The organism is Tsukamurella strandjordii (assembly GCF_039525985.1).
Classification (GTDB): domain Bacteria; phylum Actinomycetota; class Actinomycetes; order Mycobacteriales; family Mycobacteriaceae; genus Tsukamurella; species Tsukamurella strandjordii.
On the sequence record NZ_BAAAII010000002.1, the window covers coordinates 14,791 to 34,241 of the forward strand.

Here is a 19,451-nt window from a genome sequence, read left to right on the forward strand (position 1 = left end):
GACTAGTAGCCCGTGTCGCCCACGGCCAGCTTGAGCAGGCTCTGCCGGTAGGACTCGAGCGCCACGAGGTCGCCGAACAGCCGGTTGTAATCGTCGTCGGCGTTGGGCGACATGCGCTTGAGCTTGGACTTCAGATCGGCCACCTGGCCGCCGACCCACACCTCCTGCAGGCGCGCGAGCACCCCCTCGACGTACCGCGGCGAGGGCTCGCCCTGCACCTCGAGCGGTTCCACCGCGAGCTCGGTGACCAGTGCCTCCAGCACCGGACCGTCGGCGTGCCGCACCACCGTGTCGACCCACTCCGCGCCGCCCAGACCCGCGGCGATACCACCCGCGCCCTCGATGGCGAGCCGGATGGCCCGGTACGCGGGGTCGGTGAACATGTCGTCGGAGAGCGCGTCGAAAACGGTGCCCGCCAGCGCCGGGGCCTGCAGGGCGCATTTGAGCACCTCGCGTTGCACCCAGAGCACCGGGTCGGCCGGATTGGGCCGCTGCGGCCCGGCGGGACGGGTCTCCGGGACCGGGGCGGCCGGAACGTCACGCACCCGGTTGGTCGACGGTGCCGGCGCGCCCGGGGCGGGGCGCCCCTCGCCCCGTCGGATCCTCGCGGATTCCTCGCGCACCCGGCGCAGCACCTGGGCCACATCGTCCCAGCCGACCCAGCCGGCCAGCTGCCGGGCGTACTCGTCGCGCAGGGACATGTCCTTGATCCGGGCCACCACGGGCACGGACCGGCGCAGGGCGTGCACGCGGCCCTCGGCGGTATCGAGATCGAACTCGGCGATCAGTGTCTTGACCACGAACTCGAACATGGGCACCCGCTGCGCGATCAGGTCGCGTACGGATTCGTCGCCGTGGCGCTGGCGCAGTTCGCACGGGTCCATACCGTCCGGGGCGATCGCCACGAACGACTGTCCGGCGATCTTCTGGTCACCCTCGAAGGCCTTCATGGCGGCGGCGCGACCGGCCTCGTCACCGTCGAAGGTGTAGATCACCTCGCCGCGGAAGTAGCTGTCGTCCATCATGAGTCGTCGTACCAACGAGACGTGATCCTCGCCGAAGGCGGTACCACAGGAGGCCACGGCGGTCTCGACGCCCGAGGCGTGCATCGCCATCACGTCGGTGTAGCCCTCGACCACCACCACCTGATGCCCCTTGGCGATGTGCTTCTTGGCGTGGTCGAGCCCGAACAGCACCTGAGACTTCTTGTACAGCATGGTTTCCGGCGTGTTCATGTACTTGCCGAGGTTGTCGTCGTCGAACAGCTTGCGCGCTCCGAAGCCGATCACGTCGCCGCCGAGGTTCTTGATCGGCCACAACAGCCTGCGGTGGAAGCGGTCGATCGGACCCCGCTGTCCCTGCTTCGACAGGCCGGCGGCTTCCAGCTCCTTGACGTCGAATCCCTGGCGCAGCAACGCCTTCGTCATGGTGTCCCAGCCCGAGGGCGCGTAGCCGCAGCCGTAGAACGCCGCGTCTTCCTCGGAGAAATCGCGGTCCTTGAGGTAGGTGCGGGCGATCTCCGCCTCGGGGCTGCGGAGCTGCTCGGCGTAGAACTTCTGCGCGGCGGCGTTGGCGGCCACGAGCCGCATCCGGGTGCCACGGTCCTGCTTCGGTCCGGGGGTGCCGCCCTCGTAGCTGATCTGGATGCCCACCTTGTCGGCGAGCTGCTCCACGGCCTCCACGAAGGGCACGTGCTCGATCTTCTGCAGGAAGGAGATGACGTCGCCGCCCTCGCCGCAGCCGAAGCAGTGGAAGAAGCCCTGCGTGGGGCGCACGTGGAAGCTGGGGGTCTTCTCGTCGTGGAACGGGCACAGGCCCTTCATCGACCCCACGCCGGCGGGCCGGAGCGCTACGTACTCGCCGACCACGTCCTCGATGCGCGCGCGGTCGCGGATCGCCGCGATGTCACGCTCCGGGATTCTGCCGACCACGAGACGAGTCTAGTCGTTCGGAGTCCGGACCGGTTCAGTCGATGGCCTCGTCGATGCGCTCGAGGCGCGTCTCCGTCATCGAGGCGATCTGATCGACCACCACGCGCAGCCGGGCGGCGTCGGTGTCCGCGGCCAGGTAGGCGGGCGAGTACAGCGGGTCGATGTTCGACGGTGACGCCCCCATCAGCCAATCGGCCACGCGGTGGATCCGCATCCGCTGCCCCTGCTGAATCGCGAGGTGCTTCTGGTTGGAGTAGATGTACTGCAGCGCCATCGTCTTGAGTAGCACCACCTCGGCACGGACGGTGCGCGGCACTTCGAGATCGGCCTGGTAACGGCACACCGGTCGGTCGCCGGTGGCGGTGCGCGTGGCGTTGATCGCCGCGGAGGCGAACCGTCCGACCAGCTCACTGGTCATCCGCTTGAGCGCGACCGACGAGGCGAGGCTGCCGTCGTAGCGGGTGGCGTCGGCGACCACGTCGAAGGCCGCCAACCGCGCTCCCGCCTCCTCCAGCTCGGCGGCGTCCACGCCGCGGAAGCTGGTGGCGCCGAACCCGGACAGGTTGCGAACCTCCTCAGCGGAGGCCAGTGCGCGCAGATCCAGGCGGCCCGACAGCACACCGTCCTCCACGTCGTGCACCGAGTAGGCCACATCGTCCGACCAGTCCATGACCTGGGATTCGAGGCACTGGCGCCGGCCGTGCGGTCCGTCCTCACCACCGCGCATCCAGTCCAGGATGTGGGCGTCGTCGTCGTAGACGCCGAACTTTCCGCCCGGCTCCCGGCGCAGCCACGGGTACTTGGTGGCCGAGTCGAGTGCGGCGCGGGTCAGGTTCAGGCCGACGGACTCGCCGTTCGCGTCGAGCACCTTCGGTTCGAGCCGGGTGAGGATGCGCAGGTTCTGTGCATTGCCCTCGAAGCCGCCGATGTCGGTGGCCAGCTCGTCGAGGGCGCGCTCGCCGTTGTGCCCGTACGGCGGGTGGCCGATGTCGTGCGCCAGGCCGGCGAGGTCCACGAGGTCGGGGTCGCAGCCGATGCCGAGGGCGATGCCGCGGCCGATCTGGCTGACCTCCAGCGAGTGAGTGAGACGGGTGCGCGGCGTATCGCCCTCGCGCGGACCCACCACCTGAGTCTTGTCCGCGAGCCTGCGGAGTGCCGCCGAGTGCAGCACCCGGGCCCGATCGCGGGCGAAGGCGGAACTGTGCCCCTCCCACCGCGGCGCCTCCCATTGCGGGCCGGAGAACAGCGTGGGTTCCGAATCCGTCTCCAGGCCCGCCGTCTTCGGCGCCTCGGAGACGATGCGCTCGACGTCCGCGGGCTGGTACGCGGCGGGGCCGGGTAGCAGCGGCACCGGCTACTCGGTGACCCAGCCGCGCGCGAACGCGAAGTCCGCGAAGCGCTGCCGGATCGCGATGATCTGGCCGGCGGTCAGGTCATCGGAGGAGTCGAGCAGCTGCTCGGTGATCTCGTCCAGGAAGGCCTGCATGCCCAGCGCCCCGGCAGCGGCGGCGCGCGGCGCGGCCTCGCGGCGCGGAGCCTCCCGGCGCTCGGGCCGATCGCCCCGGTCGTTGCGGGAGTCGCGGTGATCGCGCGAGTCGCGGTGGTCCCGACGGGGAGCGGCGGCGGGCGCGCCGCCGACCACGGCCACGTTCACGGCCTTGAGGCCCTTATCGCCCTTCTCCACCTCGAAGGTCACCTCGGTACCGGGACGGAGCGCCGACTCGTCGAAGTCGATGTCGTTGACGTGGAGGAAGACATCCTCGCCGCCGTCCGCCGGGGCGAGGAAGCCGAAGCCACGCTGCGTGTCGAAATGAACAACCTTGCCGCTCGTCATGGGAATGAGTATCCCACGGGTACCTTGTGTCCATGCGAATCCGTCCCCTGACCGCCCGCGCGGCGGCCTGCGCCGCCATCGCCGGCGCCCTCGTCGCCGCATCGGCGTGCACCTCCCCCAACATCGACTCCAGCACGGTGGTCGAGGTCGACGGGAAGCGGCAGGACGCCGCCGAGTACGTGAACGCGGGATGCCAGCGAGTGGGCGATTCGATCTCGATCGGCTCGGGCAGCGTGCAGACCGCGCGGGGCGTGGGCGCGATGATCACCGACGGCAACCCGCCGCGGGTGAACACTCTGTTCATCGCGACCGGCGGCAACGTGATGACGGTGACGAACACGCCCCTCGGACAAATCGGTTCGGCCACCACCTCGCGGGCCGGCAACCGCTACACGATCACCGGCGAAGCACGTGCCGCGGACCTGAGCACCAAGAAGTTCCGCGTCGAGGTCACCTGTAGCTGACCATGACCAACCGATCGGGAACCGATCGCTGAGCTGGCGCGTCCAATACATGAGGACTCGACTGGCGGAGGCGTGCGTGGACCCGGAGATGGAAGCGATGATCGCGATCGCCCGCGAGCGGGCCAAGGCTCGCCCGATGATGGTGGTCGACGGAAACCCGCAGGAAGAGATCGCGAGGGCTCTCGAACGGCATGCCGAGCGCCTACGAACTGCTGCGAGAGATGTGTACGACGTGGGTACCCACAACTACCTGGGCGACACAGTCGAAGGCGTTGCGGCGACCAACAACGTCCGCGTGGCTGTGGTGACGCACGAACACTCGATCTACAACCGAATGATGGCGCAGGCTAGCGCCGCAGAGGGAATGGCCGACGGAATGCGACGACTCCGGCGCGATCTGGAGAGGCGCGAGAGTGAGGGGACCGACAACATAAGCCAGGTCGCTCAACAGGCGGGCGGCTGAATGCGCAGAAGCTATGCCGCAGGCGTCGTGCTTGTCCTAACAATCACGGGCTGCACGACATCCCTGCGCGGCGAAGCCGTGAGCGCCAGCGGCGACAGCCGAAACACGGCGACAGCGGTGCCATCAGCACAGGTCCTGACCGGAGTGCCGAGAATGCCTTTGCCCTTCACGCCGACGATCCAGGGTCGAACTAACGAACGCAACGACGGGTCCAGCTTCGAACCCTGCACCGCATACTCAGCGCAGGAGCTCCGCGACCTCAACATCGAGCCAGCCTCGCTGCAGGACGCCGCTAAGTCCAATTCACCGAACTTCCGCGGCTGCCACTGGACAAGCATCAAGGCTGGCCCTGCTGACCGGACCTACCTCGACTATTCGCAGGTCGTCGGCAAGAGGATCTCTCTCGACGCCTACAAACGCGAACAGAACTTCCGCGCTTGGCAGCCTGACCGAGTCGTCATGGGACGACGCCTCGCCGTCGCACCAATGAAATACGACTGCACCGCCGCATTCATATCCGAATCCGCCGTCGTGACCACCGGGGCAATAGCCCTCTCCCCATCACCTGGACTAACACGTGAATGCGATGCTGCGGTCGCCTTCGCGACCCTCGCAATCTCGAAAGCCCCGTAGAACACCGTGGCAGACGGTAACCGGGCGGGCCATGCATTGCGTCCGAACCGCAGGTGCGCTGACACCAGCATTTGGCGCTGGATTCCTGCTGTCGGCATCGCGTGCACGCTCGCGCTTGGCGGCTGCACGACCTCCGTTCCGGGCGCTCCCGTGAGCGCCGATCGAGACAGCCAAGCTGAAGAGACAGATGCGCCGCCAACGATGAGCCAGACAGGCCCGCCCACGGCACCACTGCCGTTCACACCGGCGATCCAGGGCCGAACGAACGAACGCAACGACGGATCCAGCTTCGAGCCCTGCACTGCCTACACGGCACAGGAACTTCGCGCGCTCAACATCGATCCGTTCTCACTCGCGGACGCCGCCAAATCCCGATCGCCCAATTTCCGAGGCTGTGAGTGGACAAGCGTCAAAGCGGGCCCGTCGGATCGAAGTTACCTGAACTACTCACAGATCGTCGGCAAACGGATCACCCTGGATGATTACAAGCGCGAGCAGAACTTCCGACCATGGCAGCCCGACCGTATCGTCATGGGGCGGCGACTAGCTGTCGCACCGACGAAGTACGACTGCACAGCCGCCTTCATTTCCGAGGCCGCCGTGGTCATCACCGGAACAATCACGCCGTACCCTTCATCTGGGCTGGTACGAGAGTGCGACGCAGCGGTCGCCTTCGCGACCCTCGCAATCTCGAAAGCCCCGTAGAACACCGTGGCAGACGGTAGCCAGGCGGGCCATGCATTGCGTCCGAACCGCAGGTGCGCTGACACCAGCATTTGGCGCTGGATTCCTGCTGTCGGCATCGCGTGCACGCTCGCGCTCAGCGGCTGCACGACGTCCGTTCCGGGCAATCCCGTGAACGCCGGTCGACACAGTCAAGTCGAGGTGACGGCCGCACCAGCAACTCCAAGCCGAACGGCAGCGCCGACGGCACCACTGCCGTTCGCGACTACCGTCGAGGGCCGGACCAACGAGCGCAACGACGGGACTCGATTCGAACCGTGCATCGCTTACACCTCGCAGGAACTCCGCGTCCTCAACATTGATCCGACCACGATCAGAGATGCTGGCAAATCTCGATCGCCCAACTTTCGCGGATGCGATTGGAGTGGCGTCAGGTCGAGCCCTAGCGATCGCGAATACCTGAACTTCTCGCAGATCGTCGGCAATCAGGACACCCTGGATGGTTACAAGCGCGATCAGAACTTCCGCTCCTGGCAGCCAGACCGGATGGTGCAGGGCCGCCGCCTGGCGGTCGCGACCACGCCCACCGACTGCACCGCCGTCTTCCTCTCTGAGGCGGCTGTCGTCATCACCGGCGCGCTCCCTCTCCGTGCTTCCCCCGGGCTGACGCGTGAGTGTGACGCCGCCATCGCGTTCGCCACCCTCGCGATCTCGAAAGCGCCGTAGCGTCCGGGCGGAGATCGGGAACCGATCAACGCGCACATGCGTCCAATCAATATGGCGGACTTCCAAACGGTAGGTGCAACTCCTTTCGACGGGTGGTCGCGGTTCCAGATCCGCCTGTTCGCCCAAAGCCTGTCGGGGGCCGGGATCGCCGCCGATAAGGAAGTGATCCTCGCCGCCTCCCTCGCCCAGATGGACAGCATCGCCGAGCTGGAACGCGATGTCGCCTCGCAGGCGTCCAAGTGGCTGGGTGATCCGGCTCCGCGCTCGTTCGAGGTGGTCGGCAACTATGTGAAGGCCTCCTATGAATCGGCCGTGTCGGCGGCCGGAGTGATCAATCAGGTCAACGGCCTCTCCGACACGGCCACGAGGACCAACGAGCAGTTCCGCGATTGCTCTGTGCGGGACACCGATTCCGGCGGCGTCGGTGGGGAATTGGCGGCGCAGCTCCGCTCCGTCTACACCTCGCCCGTGCAGGCCGATGCCTCGACGCTCCCGCTGGGCGACGAGGTGAAGAAGCCGACGTTCGACGGGGACACCGGCACCTCCGGCCCGCAGGGGCCGGCGCCGATCAGCGCACCCGGCGGATCCGCGTCCGGCGGAACCCCGGCGAGCGGGTCGTCGTCCGGAGGGGCCGGCACGGACACGGCCGCGTCGACTCCGTCTGACCCCTCCACCGCCACCGCCGACGGCGTCACGGCCGACGGCGTCACTGCGGACGCGACGAACAGCGCTGCAGGAGCCCCTGGCGCACCGTCGACCTCGGGAACCGGGCAGCCTCCCGGGACCAGCCCCGCCGGGACGCCCGAGTCCGCCGGATCGACCGACGGTATCCCGGCCGCCGGTGAGAACGGCACCGTACGGACCGACCGCTATGACGGCGGTGGCTCGAATCTGACTCCACTGTTCTCGCCGGCCGCGAGCGCCGCGACAGGCGGGGGCCGTTCACCTGGCGGCGGCGCCGGCGGCCTGCGCGCTGGAGGCGGCGGCCCATCGCCGCTCGGCCTGCGGTCGGAGGGCTCAGCGCTGCGGTCCGCCACATCCACCGCAGCGGTGTCCGGGCCGTCCGCCTCGGGTGCGCGTGCGACCTCCATGCCCCTCGGCGGAACGCCCGGCGCGGCGGGCGGTCAGCGCGGCTCCGGCGACGGACGGCACCGGACACCGGGCTACCTGATCAATCGGACCAACGGGGAGGAGATCATCGGCACCAACCCGCTCGTGGGCCCCGGGGTGCTCGGCGAATGGCGCCCCGAGACCACCGCCGACAAACCCCCTAGGCGAGACCCTCGCCCGAATTGATCAGCGCCGCACTGGCGACCGGCCGGTAGGGCTCAGCAGCCCAGCAGGCGGGCGGCGAGGTACTCGCGCACCTGCGCCAGCGGCACACGCTCCTGCGCCATGGTGTCGCGCTCGCGCACCGTCACCGAATTGTCCTCGAGCGTGTCGAAGTCCACGGTGATGCAGAACGGCGTGCCGATCTCGTCCTGGCGACGGTAGCGCTTGCCGATGCCCTGCGCGTCGTCGAAGTCGACGTTCCAGAACTGACGCAGCTCGGCGGCCAGCTCACGCGCCTTCGGCGAGAGCTTCTCGTCGCGCGAGAGCGGCAGCACGGCCACCTTGACCGGCGCCAGGCGGCGGTCGAGCTTGAGCACCACGCGGGTGTCGGTGCCGCCGTTGGCCTTCGGCACCTCCTCCTCGGTGTACGCGTCCACGAGGAAGGCCATCAGCGAGCGGGTGAGGCCGGCTGCGGGCTCGATGACGTAGGGCGTGTACCGCTCGCCCGACTGCTGGTCGAAGAACTCCAGCGACTCGCCCGAGTGCTTCGTGTGGGTGCCGAGGTCGAAGTCGGTGCGGTTGGCGATGCCCTCGAGCTCACCCCACTCGCTGCCCGTGAACTCGAAGCGGTACTCGATATCGACGGTGCCCTTGGAGTAGTGGCTCAGCTTCTCCTGCGGGTGCGTGAACAGGCGCAGGTTCTCCGGATCGATACCCAGATCCGTGTACCACTTGAGGCGGTAGTCGATCCAGTACTGGTGCCACTCGTCGTCGTCACCCGGCTTGACGAAGAACTCCATCTCCATCTGCTCGAACTCACGGGTCCGGAAGATGAAGTTGCCGGGCGTGATCTCGTTGCGGAAGCTCTTGCCGATCTGGCCGATGCCGAAGGGCGGCTTCTTGCGCGCGGTGGTCATCACGTTCTTGAAGTTCACGAAGATGCCCTGTGCGGTCTCGGGCCGCAGGTAGTGCAGGCCCTCCTCCGACTCGATCGGGCCGAGGTAGGTCTTGAGCATCATGTTGAAGTCGCGGGGCTCGGTCCACTGGCCCTTGGTGCCGCAGTCGGGGCACACGATCTCCGTCATCGGCACGTCGTCGGGGTTGATCTCCTCCCCCTTGGCGGCACGCTTCTCGGCGAAGGCCTCCTGCAGGTGGTCCTGACGGTGCCGCTTGTGGCAGTTCAGGCACTCGACGAGCGGATCGTTGAACACCGAGACGTGGCCGGACGCGACCCACACCTGGCGGGGCAGGATGATCGCGCTGTCCAGACCCACCACGTCGTCGCGCGAGGTGATCATGTTGCGCCACCACTGCTTCTTGATGTTCTCCTTGAGCTCCACGCCCAGCGGCCCGTAGTCCCACGCCGACTTCGTGCCGCCGTAGATCTCACCCGACTGGAAGACCAGTCCCCTGCGCTTGCACAGGTTGGCGACGGTATCGACTTTGGTTGCTTTGGCCACGGCGCGCTTCATCTCCGACGTCTCGACAGGCAGGTACGAACGTGTCGACTCTACCGGTCGACCGGCCCGCAATGCCGCGATGGGAGGCCTCCACCAGGGCGGCTTGACGTAGCCGACTTCGCATATGAAAATGGTTGGCGATAACAGGAGGTGTCCCCATTCCTACCGACATCGCGGACTGCTCGGTCGACGAGGCGAGCGCACAACCCGAGCCCGAGATCCTCGCCGCCACCGGAGACCTGCTTCGCGCCCTCGCGGCGCCGGTGCGGATCTCGATCGTGCTCGAACTCATGCGCACCGACCTGTGCGTACATCAGCTCGTCGACATGCTCGGCGTCACCCAGCCCCTCGTGAGCCAGCATCTGCGGGTCCTCAAATCCGCGGGCGTGGTCCGCGGCGAGCGCAACGGCCGCGAGATCACCTACCGCCTCGTGGACGACCACCTCGCCCACATCGTGGTCGACGCCGTGGCGCACGCCACGGAACGGCAGGGGGCATGACGATGACGGGCAACACCGCGAAGGCGACGGGGGTGCGCGCCACCAAACAGCGCGGTGCCATCACGCAGGCGCTGCGCTCGGTCTCGGAATTCAAGTCGGCCCAGGAACTGCATGAGCAGTTGCGCACCAACGGGGAGTCGATCGGGCTCACCACGGTGTACCGGAACCTGCAGGCGATGGCGGAGGCCGGCGCAGTCGACACCCTGCGCACCGATAGCGGCGAGGCGCTGTTCCGGCTCTGCTCGGGCGAGCATCACCATCACCATCTGGTGTGCCGCGAGTGCGGCCGCACGGTGGAGGTCACCGACCGCGCGGTGGAATCGTGGTCCGCGAAAACCGCTGCCGCCCACGGCTTCAGCGATGTCACGCACACACTGGAGATCTTTGGGCGCTGCGCCGACTGCCGCGGCTGACCCGGCTCAGTCGCGCAGGGCCCGGTCGAAGAAGGGTGAGAGCGCGGTGGCCACCTCGGTGGCGGCCTCCTCCGGCCCCTCCAGCGGCATGGTGAGGTGGCTGAAGGCAAGGCGCACCAGCACACCGGCGGCCACCTGAGCATCGGCCCGGCGGACCTGCGCCCAGCTCAGGGCGAGGATCTCGGCGAGGCCTGCGGAGGCGCGCTTGAGGATCGGGGTGCCGTCCACGGTGACGATTCCCACGAGGTCGCGGTGCGGGTTCGGACCGGCGATGTTGACCACCACCGGGTCTCCCATTCCGATCTCGAAGACGCCGCGCATGGCGTCCTCGATCGCGGCGTCGATATCGCCCGGGTGCGCGTCGACGCGCTGCTGGACGAACGCCAGCAGCCCGTCGACGAACCGGGTCACGTACGCGACCGCCAGTCCCTTGCGGGACCCGAACTCGTTGTACAGCGTCTGCCGGCTGACGCCGGCCTGCCGTGCGACCGCGGCCATGGTGACCGCCGACCAGTCCTTACCGCGCAGCACCGTGCTCACCGCGTCGAGCGCTTGATCGCGCACGGTGGGCTTGGCGGCGGCGGGCAGATCGTTCCCGGTCGCGACGGCGGTCATGGCACCCTCGCCCCCGTGATCTTCTCGGCGAGCTCGCCGCGGACGGCGCGCAGTTCCTTCGGGCGGCCCATCGCCACCGCGCCCACGAGGGCTCCGTCCCTGCTGCATCGCGCCACGAAGGTGCCGCCCTCAGCCGCTTCCACGGTTCCGTCCACCTCCAGCGCGTCTTCTGCCGCGGGCCATCCCGCGAACTGCAGTACCGCCCCGAACTGGTTCGACCAGCCCCAGGGCACCGTGGCCGCCGGCGCTCCACCGAGGAGGACCTGCGCCACCGCCGTGCCCTGATCCTGTGCCGCCGACCAGTTCTCGGCGCGGTAGGTGCCGCCCTCGATCGGGTTGGGCACCCGCGCGCAGTCGCCGATGGCGTAGACGTCCTCGGCGGAACTGCGGTACCGCTCATCGACCAGGATACCGTCGTCCACCCGCAGGGCCAGGCGCTCGGCCAGTCCCGTGTCGGGTGCGCTGCCGACCGCGACCACCAGCAGGTCCGCGACCACCGCTGCACCGTCGGGCAGCGCCACGGCCACCTGGTCGGGATCGACGGTGATCGCCCCGGGCCGCACACCGAGTAGTAGGTCGACCCCGGCGCCGCGCTGCAGCGCGCCCAGACGCCGGCCGATCGCCGGCGGGACCACCCGGGCGAGCGGCAGCGGCGCCCGCTCGATCACGGTGACCGTGGCCCCCAGTTTGGCTGCGGCGGAGGCGACCTCGGAGCCGATCAGTCCGGCACCGAGGACGATCACGGAGCCGGCCCGGCCGAGCTCGTCGCGCAGCCCGACCGCGTCCGCGTAGTCGCGCAGGTACTTCACGCGCGGTCCCGGTTCCAGGCCGGGGAGGTGGCGCGCCGCGCCGCCGGTGGCCAGCACCAGCGAGTCGTAGCCGAGGGCGGCACCGTCGGACAGCTCCAGGGTGTGGGCCCCGGTGTCCCCGCCGGTCACGGCGACTCCGGTCCGCACGGCGATGCCGGCCTCGTCCCAGTGCGTTGCCGGCTTCAGCAGGGCCTTCTCGACCTCCATGCCGGCCAGCAGCACGTCCTTGCTGAGCGTGGGACGCCGGTACGGGAGGTGCGGTTCGCGCCCGACGAGCGTGACCGCTCCGTCGTATCCGCCGGACCGCAGCGCCAGGGCCGCGGTGGCGCCCGCGACGCCCGTGCCGACGATCACCACGCCGTCGCTCATCCCCGCGCCACCTCGACCATCTCGAAGTCGGCTTTAGCGGCACCGCAGTCGGGGCAGGACCAGTCGTCGGGGATGTCGTCCCAGCGGGTACCGGGCTCGATGCCGTCCTCGGGCCAGCCCTCGGCCTCGTCGTACTCGAATCCGCACTGCAGGCAACGGAACAGCTTGAAGGGTGCGTCGCTCATGATGGTTCCAATCCCCCGCTCTAGACGGGCTCGAAGTCGATCTTGTCGCGGACCCCGCAGTCGGGGCAGTTCCAGTCGTCCGGGATATCGGCCCAGGCGGTGCCCGCCGGCCATCCCTCCCGAGGTGCGCCGGCGGCCTCGTCGTACACGTAGTCGCAGATGGGGCACTTGAAGGCGCTCATGCGGCGGCCTGCTCTCCCGCGGCGGTGGCGCCGTACTGCGCGAGCACCTTGTCGCGGACACGGGGGTGGATGTTCACCTTGGTGATGTCGCCGTCGTAGTGCTCCAGCACGCGGTGGTCCATCATCCGGCGCCACAGCGGAGGGAAGTAGGTGAGACCGATGAGCGTGGCGTAGCCCTGCGGCAGCGACGGTGCCTCCTCGAAGGAGCGCAGCGTCTGGTACCGACGCGTGGGGTTGGCGTGGTGATCACTGTGCCGCTGCAGGTGGTACAGGAAGACGTTGGTGATGATGCGGTCCGAGTTCCACGAATGCCGCGGGGCGCAGCGCTCGTAGCGGCCGGAGGCCAGCTTCTGCCGCATGAGGCCGTAGTGCTCCAGGTAGTTGACCGACTCGAGCAGGCTGAAGCCGTAGACGCCCTGGATGATCAGGAAGGGCAGCACGTACCAGCCGAAGATCGCGGTGAGCACTCCGTAGAGGACCACGGTCATGAGCCAGGCGTTGAGCACATCGTTCTTCAGCGTCCACGGGCTCTTGTCGAGCCGCTTCAGGCGGGTCTTCTCCAGCTCCCACGAGGACTTCAGGCTGCCCCACACGCTGCGCGGCAGGAACTCCCAGAAGGTCTCGCCGAACCGGCCGCTGGCCGGATCCTCGGGGGTGGCGACGCGCACGTGGTGGCCGCGGTTGTGCTCGATGAAGAAGTGGCCGTACATGGCCGGCGCCAGGGTGAGCTTGGCGATCCAGCGCTCGTTCTCGGGCTTCTTGTGGCCGAGCTCGTGGCCGGTGTTGATGCCGATACCGGCAACGACTCCCAGGCTGAGGGTGAGGCCGATCTTGCTGATCAGGCTGAGCCCGCCGCCGGCGGCGTAGACGCCGCCGAGCCAGGTGAGGTTGTCGGCCGTGAGGAAGTAGCACATGGCCACCAGGGAGGCGAGCTGGAAGGGCAGGAAGATGTAGGTGAGCCAGCGGTAGTACTTGGAATCCTCCAGGGCTTCCATCACCTCCTCCGGCGGGTTCTCGCCGTCGTCACCGGCCTTGATGTCGACGATCGGGAGGATCACGTACAGCAGGAGCGGCCCGATCCACCAGAGCACCGGGGCCAGGTACATCAGCGGGGTCTGCCCGAGGCCGAGCAGCCACATCAGGCCCACGGCGAAGAACAGCGCGGTGGGAACGAAGAGTCCCCACAGCCACAGTCGCTTCTTGTGGTCCGTCCAGACGGCCTCTTTGCCGTCGGCGTCGATATAAGCGAGGCCCTTCACGGTGCCCTCCTTACTGATCGCCCCTCGCGGGGCTGTGACTGAGGTCATAAGCTCTGCGCTCAGTATTTGACATATTCACGGCGTTTGTCAAGCAGTTCGTGGACACATTTCGCTGATTTGTAAAGCTGCAGGTCGGCGAGCGTGGAGCGACCGCGAACATCGGTCGATTTCGATTGCGCACAATCCAGTTGTGTGCAATATTCAAGGAGTGGAACACGAGGAGCTGCTGGACTCACAGGTGTGCTTCGCGTTGTACTCGGCCTCGAAAGTCGCCGCCAACGCGTACCGCGAGGGACTGTCGACCTTGGGCCTGACCTACACCCAGTACGTCACGCTGCTGGCGCTCTGGGAGCAGGACGGCATCACCGTCTCCGCCTTGGGCGAGCGCCTGCGGTTGGACAGCGGAACACTGTCGCCCCTCCTGCGCCGCCTGGAGGCGATGGAGCTGGTGGAGCGGCGCCGCGACCAGGAGGACGAGCGAATGGTCACCGTGCACGTCACCGATTCCGGGCGCGCGATGCAGCCCCGGGTTGCGGCGGTGCAGCGCGAGGTGCGCGAACGCTTCAACCTGTCCCCCGACGAAGCGAAGACCCTCCGCGACCTCGCCAAGCGCTTCTGCGCGGTCCACGACTGATCTCATTCATCCCCCATCACGAGGAGTCACAGCATGATCGACGTCAAGTACACCGCCGAGGCGATCGCCACGGGCGCCGGCCGCGACGGCCACGTCCGCACCGACGACGGCCGGGTCGACCTGGATCTCGCGATCCCCGTCGGCATGGGCGGCAGCGGCGAGGGCTCGAACCCCGAGCAGCTCTTCGCATCCGGCTACGCCGCCTGCTTCCACTCCGCACTGCAGCTCGTGGCACGTACCCGCAAGGTCGCGATCGACGGCTCGAGTGTCGGTGCGCGCGTGGGCATCGGCCCGAACGGTGACGGCGGATTCGCGCTCGTCGTGACGCTCGAAGTGATCATTCCCGAGCTGGATGCGGCCACCGCGCAAGAGCTCGCCGATGCCGCGCACCAGGTGTGCCCGTACTCCAATGCCGTCCGCGGCAACGTCGACGTCACCGTGACCGTCGCCGACGACTGACCTTCGAAACCCTCTGAGGAGACCATCATGCGCGCACTCATGCACGACGAATTCGGCGATCCCGCAACCGTGCTCAGCGTCAAGGAGATCCCGGCGCCCGAGCCCCGTTCGGGTCAGGTACTGATCCGTACCCTGCTCGCCTCCATCCACAACCACGACCTGTGGACCGTGAAGGGCGACTACGGCTACAAGCCCACCCTCCCCGCCCGCAGCGGCTCCGAGGCCGTCGGCGTGATCGAGGCGCTCGGCGAGGGCGTCACCGGATTGTCCGTGGGCCAGCGGGTGATGACCGGCGGCGCGTTCGGCACCTGGGCCGAGTACTTCGTGGCCAACGCCGACACCGTGCTGCCCGTTCCCGACGCCATCCCCGACGAGGCTGCGGCCCAACTGTTCGCGATGCCCTTCAGCGCCGCATCGCTGCTGGAGTACCTCCAGGTGCAGCCCGGCGGGTGGATCGTGCAGAACGCCGCCAACGGTATGGTCGGCGGGCTCCTCGCGCAGCTCGCCGCGGCCCGCGGCGTCAACGTGACCGGTCTGGTCCGGCGGTCGGCGGCGGTCGAGGAACTCGCAGCGCTCGGCATCTCCAACGTGATCGCCACCGACACCCCCGACTGGCGCGAGCGCGCCGCCGCCCTCGCGGGCGACACGGGATACGCCGCCGCGGTCGACTCGGTGGGCGGCTCCGCGAGCACCGACCTGGCCCGGCTGCTGGGACAGCGCGGCACCCTCGTCTCCTTCGGCGCCATGAGCGCGGCCGGCGCGGGACAGACCGCACTGCTGGAGATCCCCGTGAACGACGTGATCTTCAAGGAGCTCACCATCAAGGGCTTCTGGGGCCGCACGGTGAGCCAGGAGATGGCGCCCGCGAAACGTCGCGAACTGGTCGAGGAGATCGTGCGCGGCGCCGCCGCAGGCACCCTGAAGCTGCCCGTGGACGGGATCTACGACTTCGACCGGATCGCCGACGCGGCGACCGCGAATGGGCGCCCCGGGCGCTCGGGCAAGATCCTGCTCCGCCCGTGACTCTCGGCCAAGGCGGCGCCGGTGACCGTTCCCGCTTGGCGGCGATCGGCGCCTCGTCGGACGATTTCTCCGTGGCGACGATCGCCCGGCTGTGCCCACCGTCGAACGGATCGATCCTCGATGTGGGCTGCGGCACGGGCGATCTCGCCCGCCGCCTGGCACGAGAGGTGGCGCCCGAGGGCACCGTCACCGCCCTCGACCGGGACGTTTCCGCGATCGGCGCCGACACCGGCGGCCTCGCCGTGGTGGCTGCCGATCTGTCGACCTGGTCGCCCACCGAGGGCATCGCCTACGACGTGGTGCATGCGCGGTACGTGCTCGCCCACCTGCCCGATCCCGCTGCGGCGCTCGCGCGGATCTGCTCCTGGGTACGACCGCACGGAAACGTCGTGATCACCGAACCGCTGGCCCTGCACCTGGACCCGGTGACACCGCAGGCGGTGCGGCGGGTGTTCGACGGCTATCACTCCTGGGCGGAGCACGGTGGCATGTCGCTCAGCTTCGCCACCGCCGCAGCCGGACTCATCGCAGCGTCCGGCGGCACGGACATCACCGTCGAGACCCGGATTTCGCGGTTCGGCGGCGGGCCGGGCGTGGACCGCTGGGCCGCGCTCATCCGGCCGGTCGCCGACCGGCTGCGCGAGGGCGGCGTGGCGGGCGCGGACCTCGACGAGTTCTTCGCCGCCGCGGACGATCCCGCGGTGCACGTGGCGCCGCAGTTGATCGTGACCACTGCGGCGCGCCTGCCCTGACTCAGCCGAGGAGGCGCTTGCGGGTGTTCAAACCCTGCGACAGCAGGAAGGCCACGAAGTCTCGGAGCGCATCGCCGCCGAGTTCGCTTGCCGGGAACGAGTACTGGAGCACCAGATCGGCCGAGACCTCGCGCCGCATCAACCGCAGCGTCCCGAATTGAATCGACTCACCGGCCGCCTCCACATCGGCGACCAACCGGTCGGACAGCGGCAGGTCCAAAGCGATCACCTGGGTCACGGAGTAGAAGTCCAGCCCCTCCGACAACTCGTCGACCTGCACGGAGGCCGGTGCTTCGCCGAATTCGATGCGGATGGTCCCCTCGGCGTCCCGGCGGAGGGGGACGACGGTCCCGAGGGCCGCCTCCAGCCGCCGGCGCAATACGTCGAAGCGCGCGGTGGGGTCCGTCACTTGGTGCCGCCGAATCGCCGGTCCCGCTTGGCGTACTCGAGGCACGCCTCCCAGAGGTTGCGGCGATCGAAATCGGGGAACAGCGTGTCCTGGTACACGTACTCGGCGTAGGCGCTCTCCCACAGCAGGAAGTTCGACGACCGCTTCTCGCCCGACGGCCGCAGGAACAGGTCCACATCGGGCATGTCCGGCTGGTACAGGTAGTGAGCGAAGGTCTGCTCGGTGATGCCCTCCGGCTTGATCTCCCCCGCCGCCGCACGGCGGGCGATCTCACGCGTGGCGTCGACGATCTCGGCGCGGCCGCCGTAGTTGACGCACATCGTGAGCGTCATCACGGTGTTGTTCTTGGTGAGCTCCTCCGCGACCTCGAGCTCCTTGATCACGCTGCGCCACAGGCGGGGACGGCGTCCGGCCCATTTCACGCGCACGCCCATCTCGTTCATCTCATCGCGGCGGCGGCGGATCACATCACGATTGAAGCCCATGAGGAAGCGCACCTCGTCGGGACTGCGCGACCAGTTCTCGGTCGAGAAGGCGTAGGCCGAGAGGTTCTTCACCCCCAGCTCGATGCACCCGCACACGGTGTCCATGAGCACCGCCTCGCCCTGCTCGTGCCCCTTGGTGCGCGGCAGACCGCGGTCCTGGGCCCAGCGGCCGTTGCCGTCCATCACCAGTGCCACGTGGTTGGGCACCAGCTCCGCGGGGATCTCCGGGGGCGTGGCACCCGAAGGATGCGGGTCCGGCGGCCGGACGGTGCTCGACGTGGCGGTGGGGGCGGCCTTGGCCTTAGCCCGTCGCAATCCCGGCACCGTCTACCTCCGTTCCCCCGGCTCCCGTCGCCGAGGCCGAACTGTGCGGCGCATGCCGCTCGATCATGGGCAGCGATCGCAACTGCCGTCCTACATGCCACTGTAGGTGCGCCGCGGCCAGACCGTTCGCCTGGCGACGCACCCGATCCCCCGTGGTCTCGGCGAAATCGAAATCTGCCCTGGCCAGAGCCACCAACAGGTCCAGCACGCCCTGCGCCGGAACCGCCGACCCCGCGGGGCGGCAGTGCACGCACACCGCGCCGCCGGCCGCCACGTGGAAGGCGCGGTGCGGGCCGTCGTCGCCGCAGCGGGCGCACAGGGTGAGCGCCGGGGCCCAGCCCGCGGCGTCCATCGCGCGGAGCAGGAAGGAGATGAGGATCAGCTCACGGTCGCGCATGCCCCCGGCGATCGCCCGCAGCGCACCGACGGTGAGCCGGTGTAGCTCCGGCGCCGGGGCGCGCTCCTCACCCGCGAGCCGTTCCGCGGTCTCGATCACGGCGCACGCCGTGGTGTACCGCCCGTAGTCGCCGGCCAGATCACCCGAGTAGGCGGCGATGGAATGCACCTGCGTCACCGTGTCCAGGCTGCGCCCGGGGTAGAGCTGCAGATCGACGTGGGCGAACAGCTCCAGGCGGGCACCGAACCGCGACCGCGGACGGCGCACCCCCTTGGCGACCGCCCGGACCAGGCCGTTCTCCCGGGTCAGCAGCGTGAGGATGTAGTCGGCCTCCCCCAGCTTGTGCTGCCGCAGCACCACAGCGCTGTCCCGGTACGACCTCATACCCTCCATCATCCCACCTCGGACCGACATCGGTCCCGTGTGCCGCTCGTGTCGCGGCGCCCATGGCAGACTGGGCGGTGGAACGTCACGAGGAGATACGACATGACGAACTCGAACGGAAAGGTCGACGCGCCGGAGTCGGCGTGATCAGCCCCCACGACCGCCCGCACGCGGCACTCCCCCTGCGGCTCAGCATCGCGAGCTGGATGCTCGGCGACGGCTCCCCCACACCGCCCGTCGTCGGGGAGATCGGCGAATACCGGATCGCCTTCCGCGAGGAGAGCGAGCACGACCCCAGTGACGCCGCCGTGAGCGAACTCATCGGCACCGCGATATCGGAGGGTGAACCCACCCCGTTCGGCCGCCGAGGCGAGACGAAGACGTTGTGCTGGCCGACGACGCTGCAGGGACCCGGGTGGGAGGTCTCCTGGATGTCGCCGCGACCGCCCGGCGGCGTCGAACGTGTACGCGGCTCCGTCTACGCGGACCACGTCTACTACGGAAAACCGAAATCCGTGCGCGGCAGGATCCTTCGCGTTCAGATCGAATCGGTTCTGATGCGGGTGAACCACGAACTGGGTCGGTGGGAGGCGATCCCGGGAACGTACGAGTACAGGGACGTGGAAACCTGCCCGCAGTGGTTCGGCGGGCGCGAGACGACCGGCCCGGACGAGGCTCGGGAGGAGTGGGCGGCCATCGTCGACCTCGACCTCGCCGTGCCCCCGCCGGACCTGACCCCCAAGGCTTCTACCGGGCGCCGTAGCGGTCGACGGTGACGTCGCATG

The 19,451-nt window shown here is 68.7% G+C and carries 25 protein-coding genes; 13 read left to right on the top strand and 12 right to left on the bottom strand.

The window, feature by feature from the left end; all coding sequences use genetic code 11:
- Positions 1 to 2 precede the first annotated feature (2 nt).
- Genes dnaG through ABD108_RS00800 form a run of 3 tightly spaced genes read right to left on the bottom strand, consistent with a single transcriptional unit; the run spans position 3 to position 3,765 of the window.
- Positions 3 to 1,931 (bottom strand): DNA primase, encoded by a 1,929-nt coding sequence (dnaG, locus tag ABD108_RS00790; RefSeq protein ID WP_220655923.1) that lies wholly within the window; start codon positions 1,929 to 1,931, stop codon positions 3 to 5.
- Between the two features lie 34 nt (positions 1,932 to 1,965).
- A complete protein-coding gene (locus ABD108_RS00795; RefSeq protein ID WP_220655924.1) occupies positions 1,966 to 3,282 on the bottom strand; it encodes a deoxyguanosinetriphosphate triphosphohydrolase in 1,317 nt (438 codons plus the stop codon).
- A 3-nt stretch (positions 3,283 to 3,285) separates the two neighbouring features.
- Entirely contained in the window at positions 3,286 to 3,765 is a 480-nt protein-coding gene (locus tag ABD108_RS00800; protein ID WP_305111711.1) for a cold-shock protein, read from the bottom strand.
- A gap of 32 nt (positions 3,766 to 3,797) precedes the next feature.
- On the opposite strand from ABD108_RS00800, the gene ABD108_RS00805 reads away from it, so the two are divergent.
- The 6 genes from ABD108_RS00805 to ABD108_RS00830 all read left to right on the top strand — a co-directional run bounded on the left by ABD108_RS00805 (position 3,798) and on the right by ABD108_RS00830 (position 8,031).
- Positions 3,798 to 4,229: a lipoprotein LpqH gene (locus tag ABD108_RS00805; RefSeq protein WP_305111713.1), complete on the top strand. Its 432-nt coding sequence runs from the start codon at positions 3,798 to 3,800 to the stop codon at positions 4,227 to 4,229.
- 76 nt (positions 4,230 to 4,305) lie between these two features.
- A complete protein-coding gene (locus ABD108_RS00810) occupies positions 4,306 to 4,692 on the top strand; it encodes a hypothetical protein (protein WP_220655927.1) in 387 nt (128 codons plus the stop codon).
- The gene (locus ABD108_RS00815; RefSeq protein ID WP_220655928.1) at positions 4,693 to 5,325 is read left to right on the top strand and encodes a DUF3558 family protein; all 633 of its coding nucleotides are present in this window, start codon (positions 4,693 to 4,695) and stop codon (positions 5,323 to 5,325) included.
- A 36-nt stretch (positions 5,326 to 5,361) separates the two neighbouring features.
- On the top strand, positions 5,362 to 6,030 hold the full coding sequence (locus ABD108_RS00820; RefSeq protein WP_425579762.1) for a DUF3558 domain-containing protein: 669 nt from the start codon (positions 5,362 to 5,364) through the stop codon (positions 6,028 to 6,030).
- A 6-nt stretch (positions 6,031 to 6,036) separates the two neighbouring features.
- Positions 6,037 to 6,735 (top strand): DUF3558 family protein, encoded by a 699-nt coding sequence (locus tag ABD108_RS00825; RefSeq protein WP_343928985.1) that lies wholly within the window; start codon positions 6,037 to 6,039, stop codon positions 6,733 to 6,735.
- 51 nt (positions 6,736 to 6,786) lie between these two features.
- The gene (locus ABD108_RS00830) at positions 6,787 to 8,031 is read left to right on the top strand and encodes a hypothetical protein (protein WP_343928986.1); all 1,245 of its coding nucleotides are present in this window, start codon (positions 6,787 to 6,789) and stop codon (positions 8,029 to 8,031) included.
- A gap of 32 nt (positions 8,032 to 8,063) precedes the next feature.
- Here ABD108_RS00830 and ABD108_RS00835 read toward each other — a convergent pair whose 3' ends face one another.
- Positions 8,064 to 9,467, bottom strand: a complete 1,404-nt coding sequence (locus tag ABD108_RS00835; RefSeq protein WP_425579752.1) for a glycine--tRNA ligase — start codon at positions 9,465 to 9,467, stop codon at positions 8,064 to 8,066.
- 158 nt (positions 9,468 to 9,625) lie between these two features.
- On the opposite strand from ABD108_RS00835, the gene ABD108_RS00840 reads away from it, so the two are divergent.
- Positions 9,626 to 9,967 (top strand): ArsR/SmtB family transcription factor, encoded by a 342-nt coding sequence (locus ABD108_RS00840; RefSeq protein ID WP_220658412.1) that lies wholly within the window; start codon positions 9,626 to 9,628, stop codon positions 9,965 to 9,967.
- On the top strand, positions 9,964 to 10,380 hold the full coding sequence (locus ABD108_RS00845; RefSeq protein ID WP_220655931.1) for a Fur family transcriptional regulator: 417 nt from the start codon (positions 9,964 to 9,966) through the stop codon (positions 10,378 to 10,380). The genes ABD108_RS00840 and ABD108_RS00845 overlap by 4 nt, the downstream gene beginning before the upstream one ends.
- A 6-nt stretch (positions 10,381 to 10,386) precedes the next feature.
- Here ABD108_RS00845 and ABD108_RS00850 read toward each other — a convergent pair whose 3' ends face one another.
- From ABD108_RS00850 to ABD108_RS00870, 5 genes are read right to left on the bottom strand one after another with little or no spacing between them, the layout of a single operon-like run.
- Positions 10,387 to 10,995, bottom strand: a complete 609-nt coding sequence (locus ABD108_RS00850; RefSeq protein WP_220655932.1) for a TetR/AcrR family transcriptional regulator — start codon at positions 10,993 to 10,995, stop codon at positions 10,387 to 10,389.
- Positions 10,992 to 12,173, bottom strand: a complete 1,182-nt coding sequence (locus ABD108_RS00855) for an NAD(P)/FAD-dependent oxidoreductase (protein ID WP_343928988.1) — start codon at positions 12,171 to 12,173, stop codon at positions 10,992 to 10,994. The genes ABD108_RS00850 and ABD108_RS00855 overlap by 4 nt, the downstream gene beginning before the upstream one ends.
- A complete protein-coding gene (locus ABD108_RS00860; protein WP_068529986.1) occupies positions 12,170 to 12,358 on the bottom strand; it encodes a rubredoxin in 189 nt (62 codons plus the stop codon). The genes ABD108_RS00855 and ABD108_RS00860 overlap by 4 nt, the downstream gene beginning before the upstream one ends.
- A 20-nt stretch (positions 12,359 to 12,378) precedes the next feature.
- Positions 12,379 to 12,540 carry a rubredoxin gene (locus tag ABD108_RS00865; protein WP_220655934.1) on the bottom strand — a complete coding sequence of 54 codons (162 nt, stop codon included), beginning with the start codon at positions 12,538 to 12,540 and terminating at the stop codon, positions 12,379 to 12,381.
- Positions 12,537 to 13,799: an alkane 1-monooxygenase gene (locus tag ABD108_RS00870; RefSeq protein WP_343928989.1), complete on the bottom strand. Its 1,263-nt coding sequence runs from the start codon at positions 13,797 to 13,799 to the stop codon at positions 12,537 to 12,539. Before ABD108_RS00870 ends, ABD108_RS00865 begins: the two co-directional genes overlap by 4 nt.
- Before the next feature lie 208 nt (positions 13,800 to 14,007).
- Between ABD108_RS00870 and ABD108_RS00875 the strand changes: the two genes are divergently transcribed.
- Genes ABD108_RS00875 through ABD108_RS00890 form a run of 4 tightly spaced genes read left to right on the top strand, consistent with a single transcriptional unit; the run spans position 14,008 to position 16,667 of the window.
- Positions 14,008 to 14,433: a MarR family winged helix-turn-helix transcriptional regulator gene (locus ABD108_RS00875; RefSeq protein WP_220655936.1), complete on the top strand. Its 426-nt coding sequence runs from the start codon at positions 14,008 to 14,010 to the stop codon at positions 14,431 to 14,433.
- Positions 14,434 to 14,469: 36 nt separating this feature from the next.
- Positions 14,470 to 14,892 (top strand): organic hydroperoxide resistance protein, encoded by a 423-nt coding sequence (locus ABD108_RS00880; protein WP_305111962.1) that lies wholly within the window; start codon positions 14,470 to 14,472, stop codon positions 14,890 to 14,892.
- A gap of 27 nt (positions 14,893 to 14,919) precedes the next feature.
- The gene (locus tag ABD108_RS00885; RefSeq protein ID WP_305111729.1) at positions 14,920 to 15,915 is read left to right on the top strand and encodes a zinc-binding dehydrogenase; all 996 of its coding nucleotides are present in this window, start codon (positions 14,920 to 14,922) and stop codon (positions 15,913 to 15,915) included.
- On the top strand, positions 15,912 to 16,667 hold the full coding sequence (locus tag ABD108_RS00890; RefSeq protein ID WP_343928990.1) for a class I SAM-dependent methyltransferase: 756 nt from the start codon (positions 15,912 to 15,914) through the stop codon (positions 16,665 to 16,667). Before ABD108_RS00885 ends, ABD108_RS00890 begins: the two co-directional genes overlap by 4 nt.
- 1 nt (position 16,668) lies before the next feature.
- Here the strand turns inward: ABD108_RS00890 and ABD108_RS00895 are convergent, their stop codons facing one another.
- Genes ABD108_RS00895 through recO form a run of 3 tightly spaced genes read right to left on the bottom strand, consistent with a single transcriptional unit; the run spans position 16,669 to position 18,666 of the window.
- Positions 16,669 to 17,076 carry a hypothetical protein gene (locus ABD108_RS00895; RefSeq protein WP_220655940.1) on the bottom strand — a complete coding sequence of 136 codons (408 nt, stop codon included), beginning with the start codon at positions 17,074 to 17,076 and terminating at the stop codon, positions 16,669 to 16,671.
- Positions 17,073 to 17,885 carry an isoprenyl transferase gene (locus ABD108_RS00900; RefSeq protein ID WP_220655941.1) on the bottom strand — a complete coding sequence of 271 codons (813 nt, stop codon included), beginning with the start codon at positions 17,883 to 17,885 and terminating at the stop codon, positions 17,073 to 17,075. The genes ABD108_RS00895 and ABD108_RS00900 overlap by 4 nt, the downstream gene beginning before the upstream one ends.
- On the bottom strand, positions 17,863 to 18,666 hold the full coding sequence (recO, locus tag ABD108_RS00905) for a DNA repair protein RecO (protein ID WP_305111732.1): 804 nt from the start codon (positions 18,664 to 18,666) through the stop codon (positions 17,863 to 17,865). The genes ABD108_RS00900 and recO overlap by 23 nt, the downstream gene beginning before the upstream one ends.
- Before the next feature lie 62 nt (positions 18,667 to 18,728).
- Here recO and ABD108_RS00910 point away from each other — a divergent pair, with 62 nt between their 5' ends.
- The gene (locus tag ABD108_RS00910) at positions 18,729 to 19,442 is read left to right on the top strand and encodes a hypothetical protein (protein WP_343928991.1); all 714 of its coding nucleotides are present in this window, start codon (positions 18,729 to 18,731) and stop codon (positions 19,440 to 19,442) included.
- Positions 19,443 to 19,451 lie beyond the last annotated feature (9 nt).

Bases quoted from the DNA above. Each gene is read 5' to 3' on its own strand.
- ABD108_RS00850 (WP_220655932.1), bottom strand. From the start codon at position 10,995: ATGACCGCCGTCGCGACCGGGAACGATCTGCCCGCCGCCGCCAAGCCC.
- ABD108_RS00855 (WP_343928988.1), bottom strand. From the start codon at position 12,173: ATGAGCGACGGCGTGGTGATCGTCGGCACGGGCGTCGCGGGCGCCACC.
- ABD108_RS00910 (WP_343928991.1), top strand. From the start codon at position 18,729: ATGGCAGACTGGGCGGTGGAACGTCACGAGGAGATACGACATGACGAA.
- ABD108_RS00805 (WP_305111713.1), top strand. From the start codon at position 3,798: ATGCGAATCCGTCCCCTGACCGCCCGCGCGGCGGCCTGCGCCGCCATC.
- ABD108_RS00815 (WP_220655928.1), top strand. From the start codon at position 4,693: ATGCGCAGAAGCTATGCCGCAGGCGTCGTGCTTGTCCTAACAATCACG.
- ABD108_RS00860 (WP_068529986.1), bottom strand. From the start codon at position 12,358: ATGAGCGACGCACCCTTCAAGCTGTTCCGTTGCCTGCAGTGCGGATTC.
- ABD108_RS00830 (WP_343928986.1), top strand. From the start codon at position 6,787: ATGGCGGACTTCCAAACGGTAGGTGCAACTCCTTTCGACGGGTGGTCG.
- ABD108_RS00865 (WP_220655934.1), bottom strand. From the start codon at position 12,540: ATGAGCGCCTTCAAGTGCCCCATCTGCGACTACGTGTACGACGAGGCC.
- recO (WP_305111732.1), bottom strand. From the start codon at position 18,666: ATGAGGTCGTACCGGGACAGCGCTGTGGTGCTGCGGCAGCACAAGCTG.
- ABD108_RS00885 (WP_305111729.1), top strand. From the start codon at position 14,920: ATGCGCGCACTCATGCACGACGAATTCGGCGATCCCGCAACCGTGCTC.
- ABD108_RS00845 (WP_220655931.1), top strand. From the start codon at position 9,964: ATGACGATGACGGGCAACACCGCGAAGGCGACGGGGGTGCGCGCCACC.
- ABD108_RS00800 (WP_305111711.1), bottom strand. From the start codon at position 3,765: ATGACGAGCGGCAAGGTTGTTCATTTCGACACGCAGCGTGGCTTCGGC.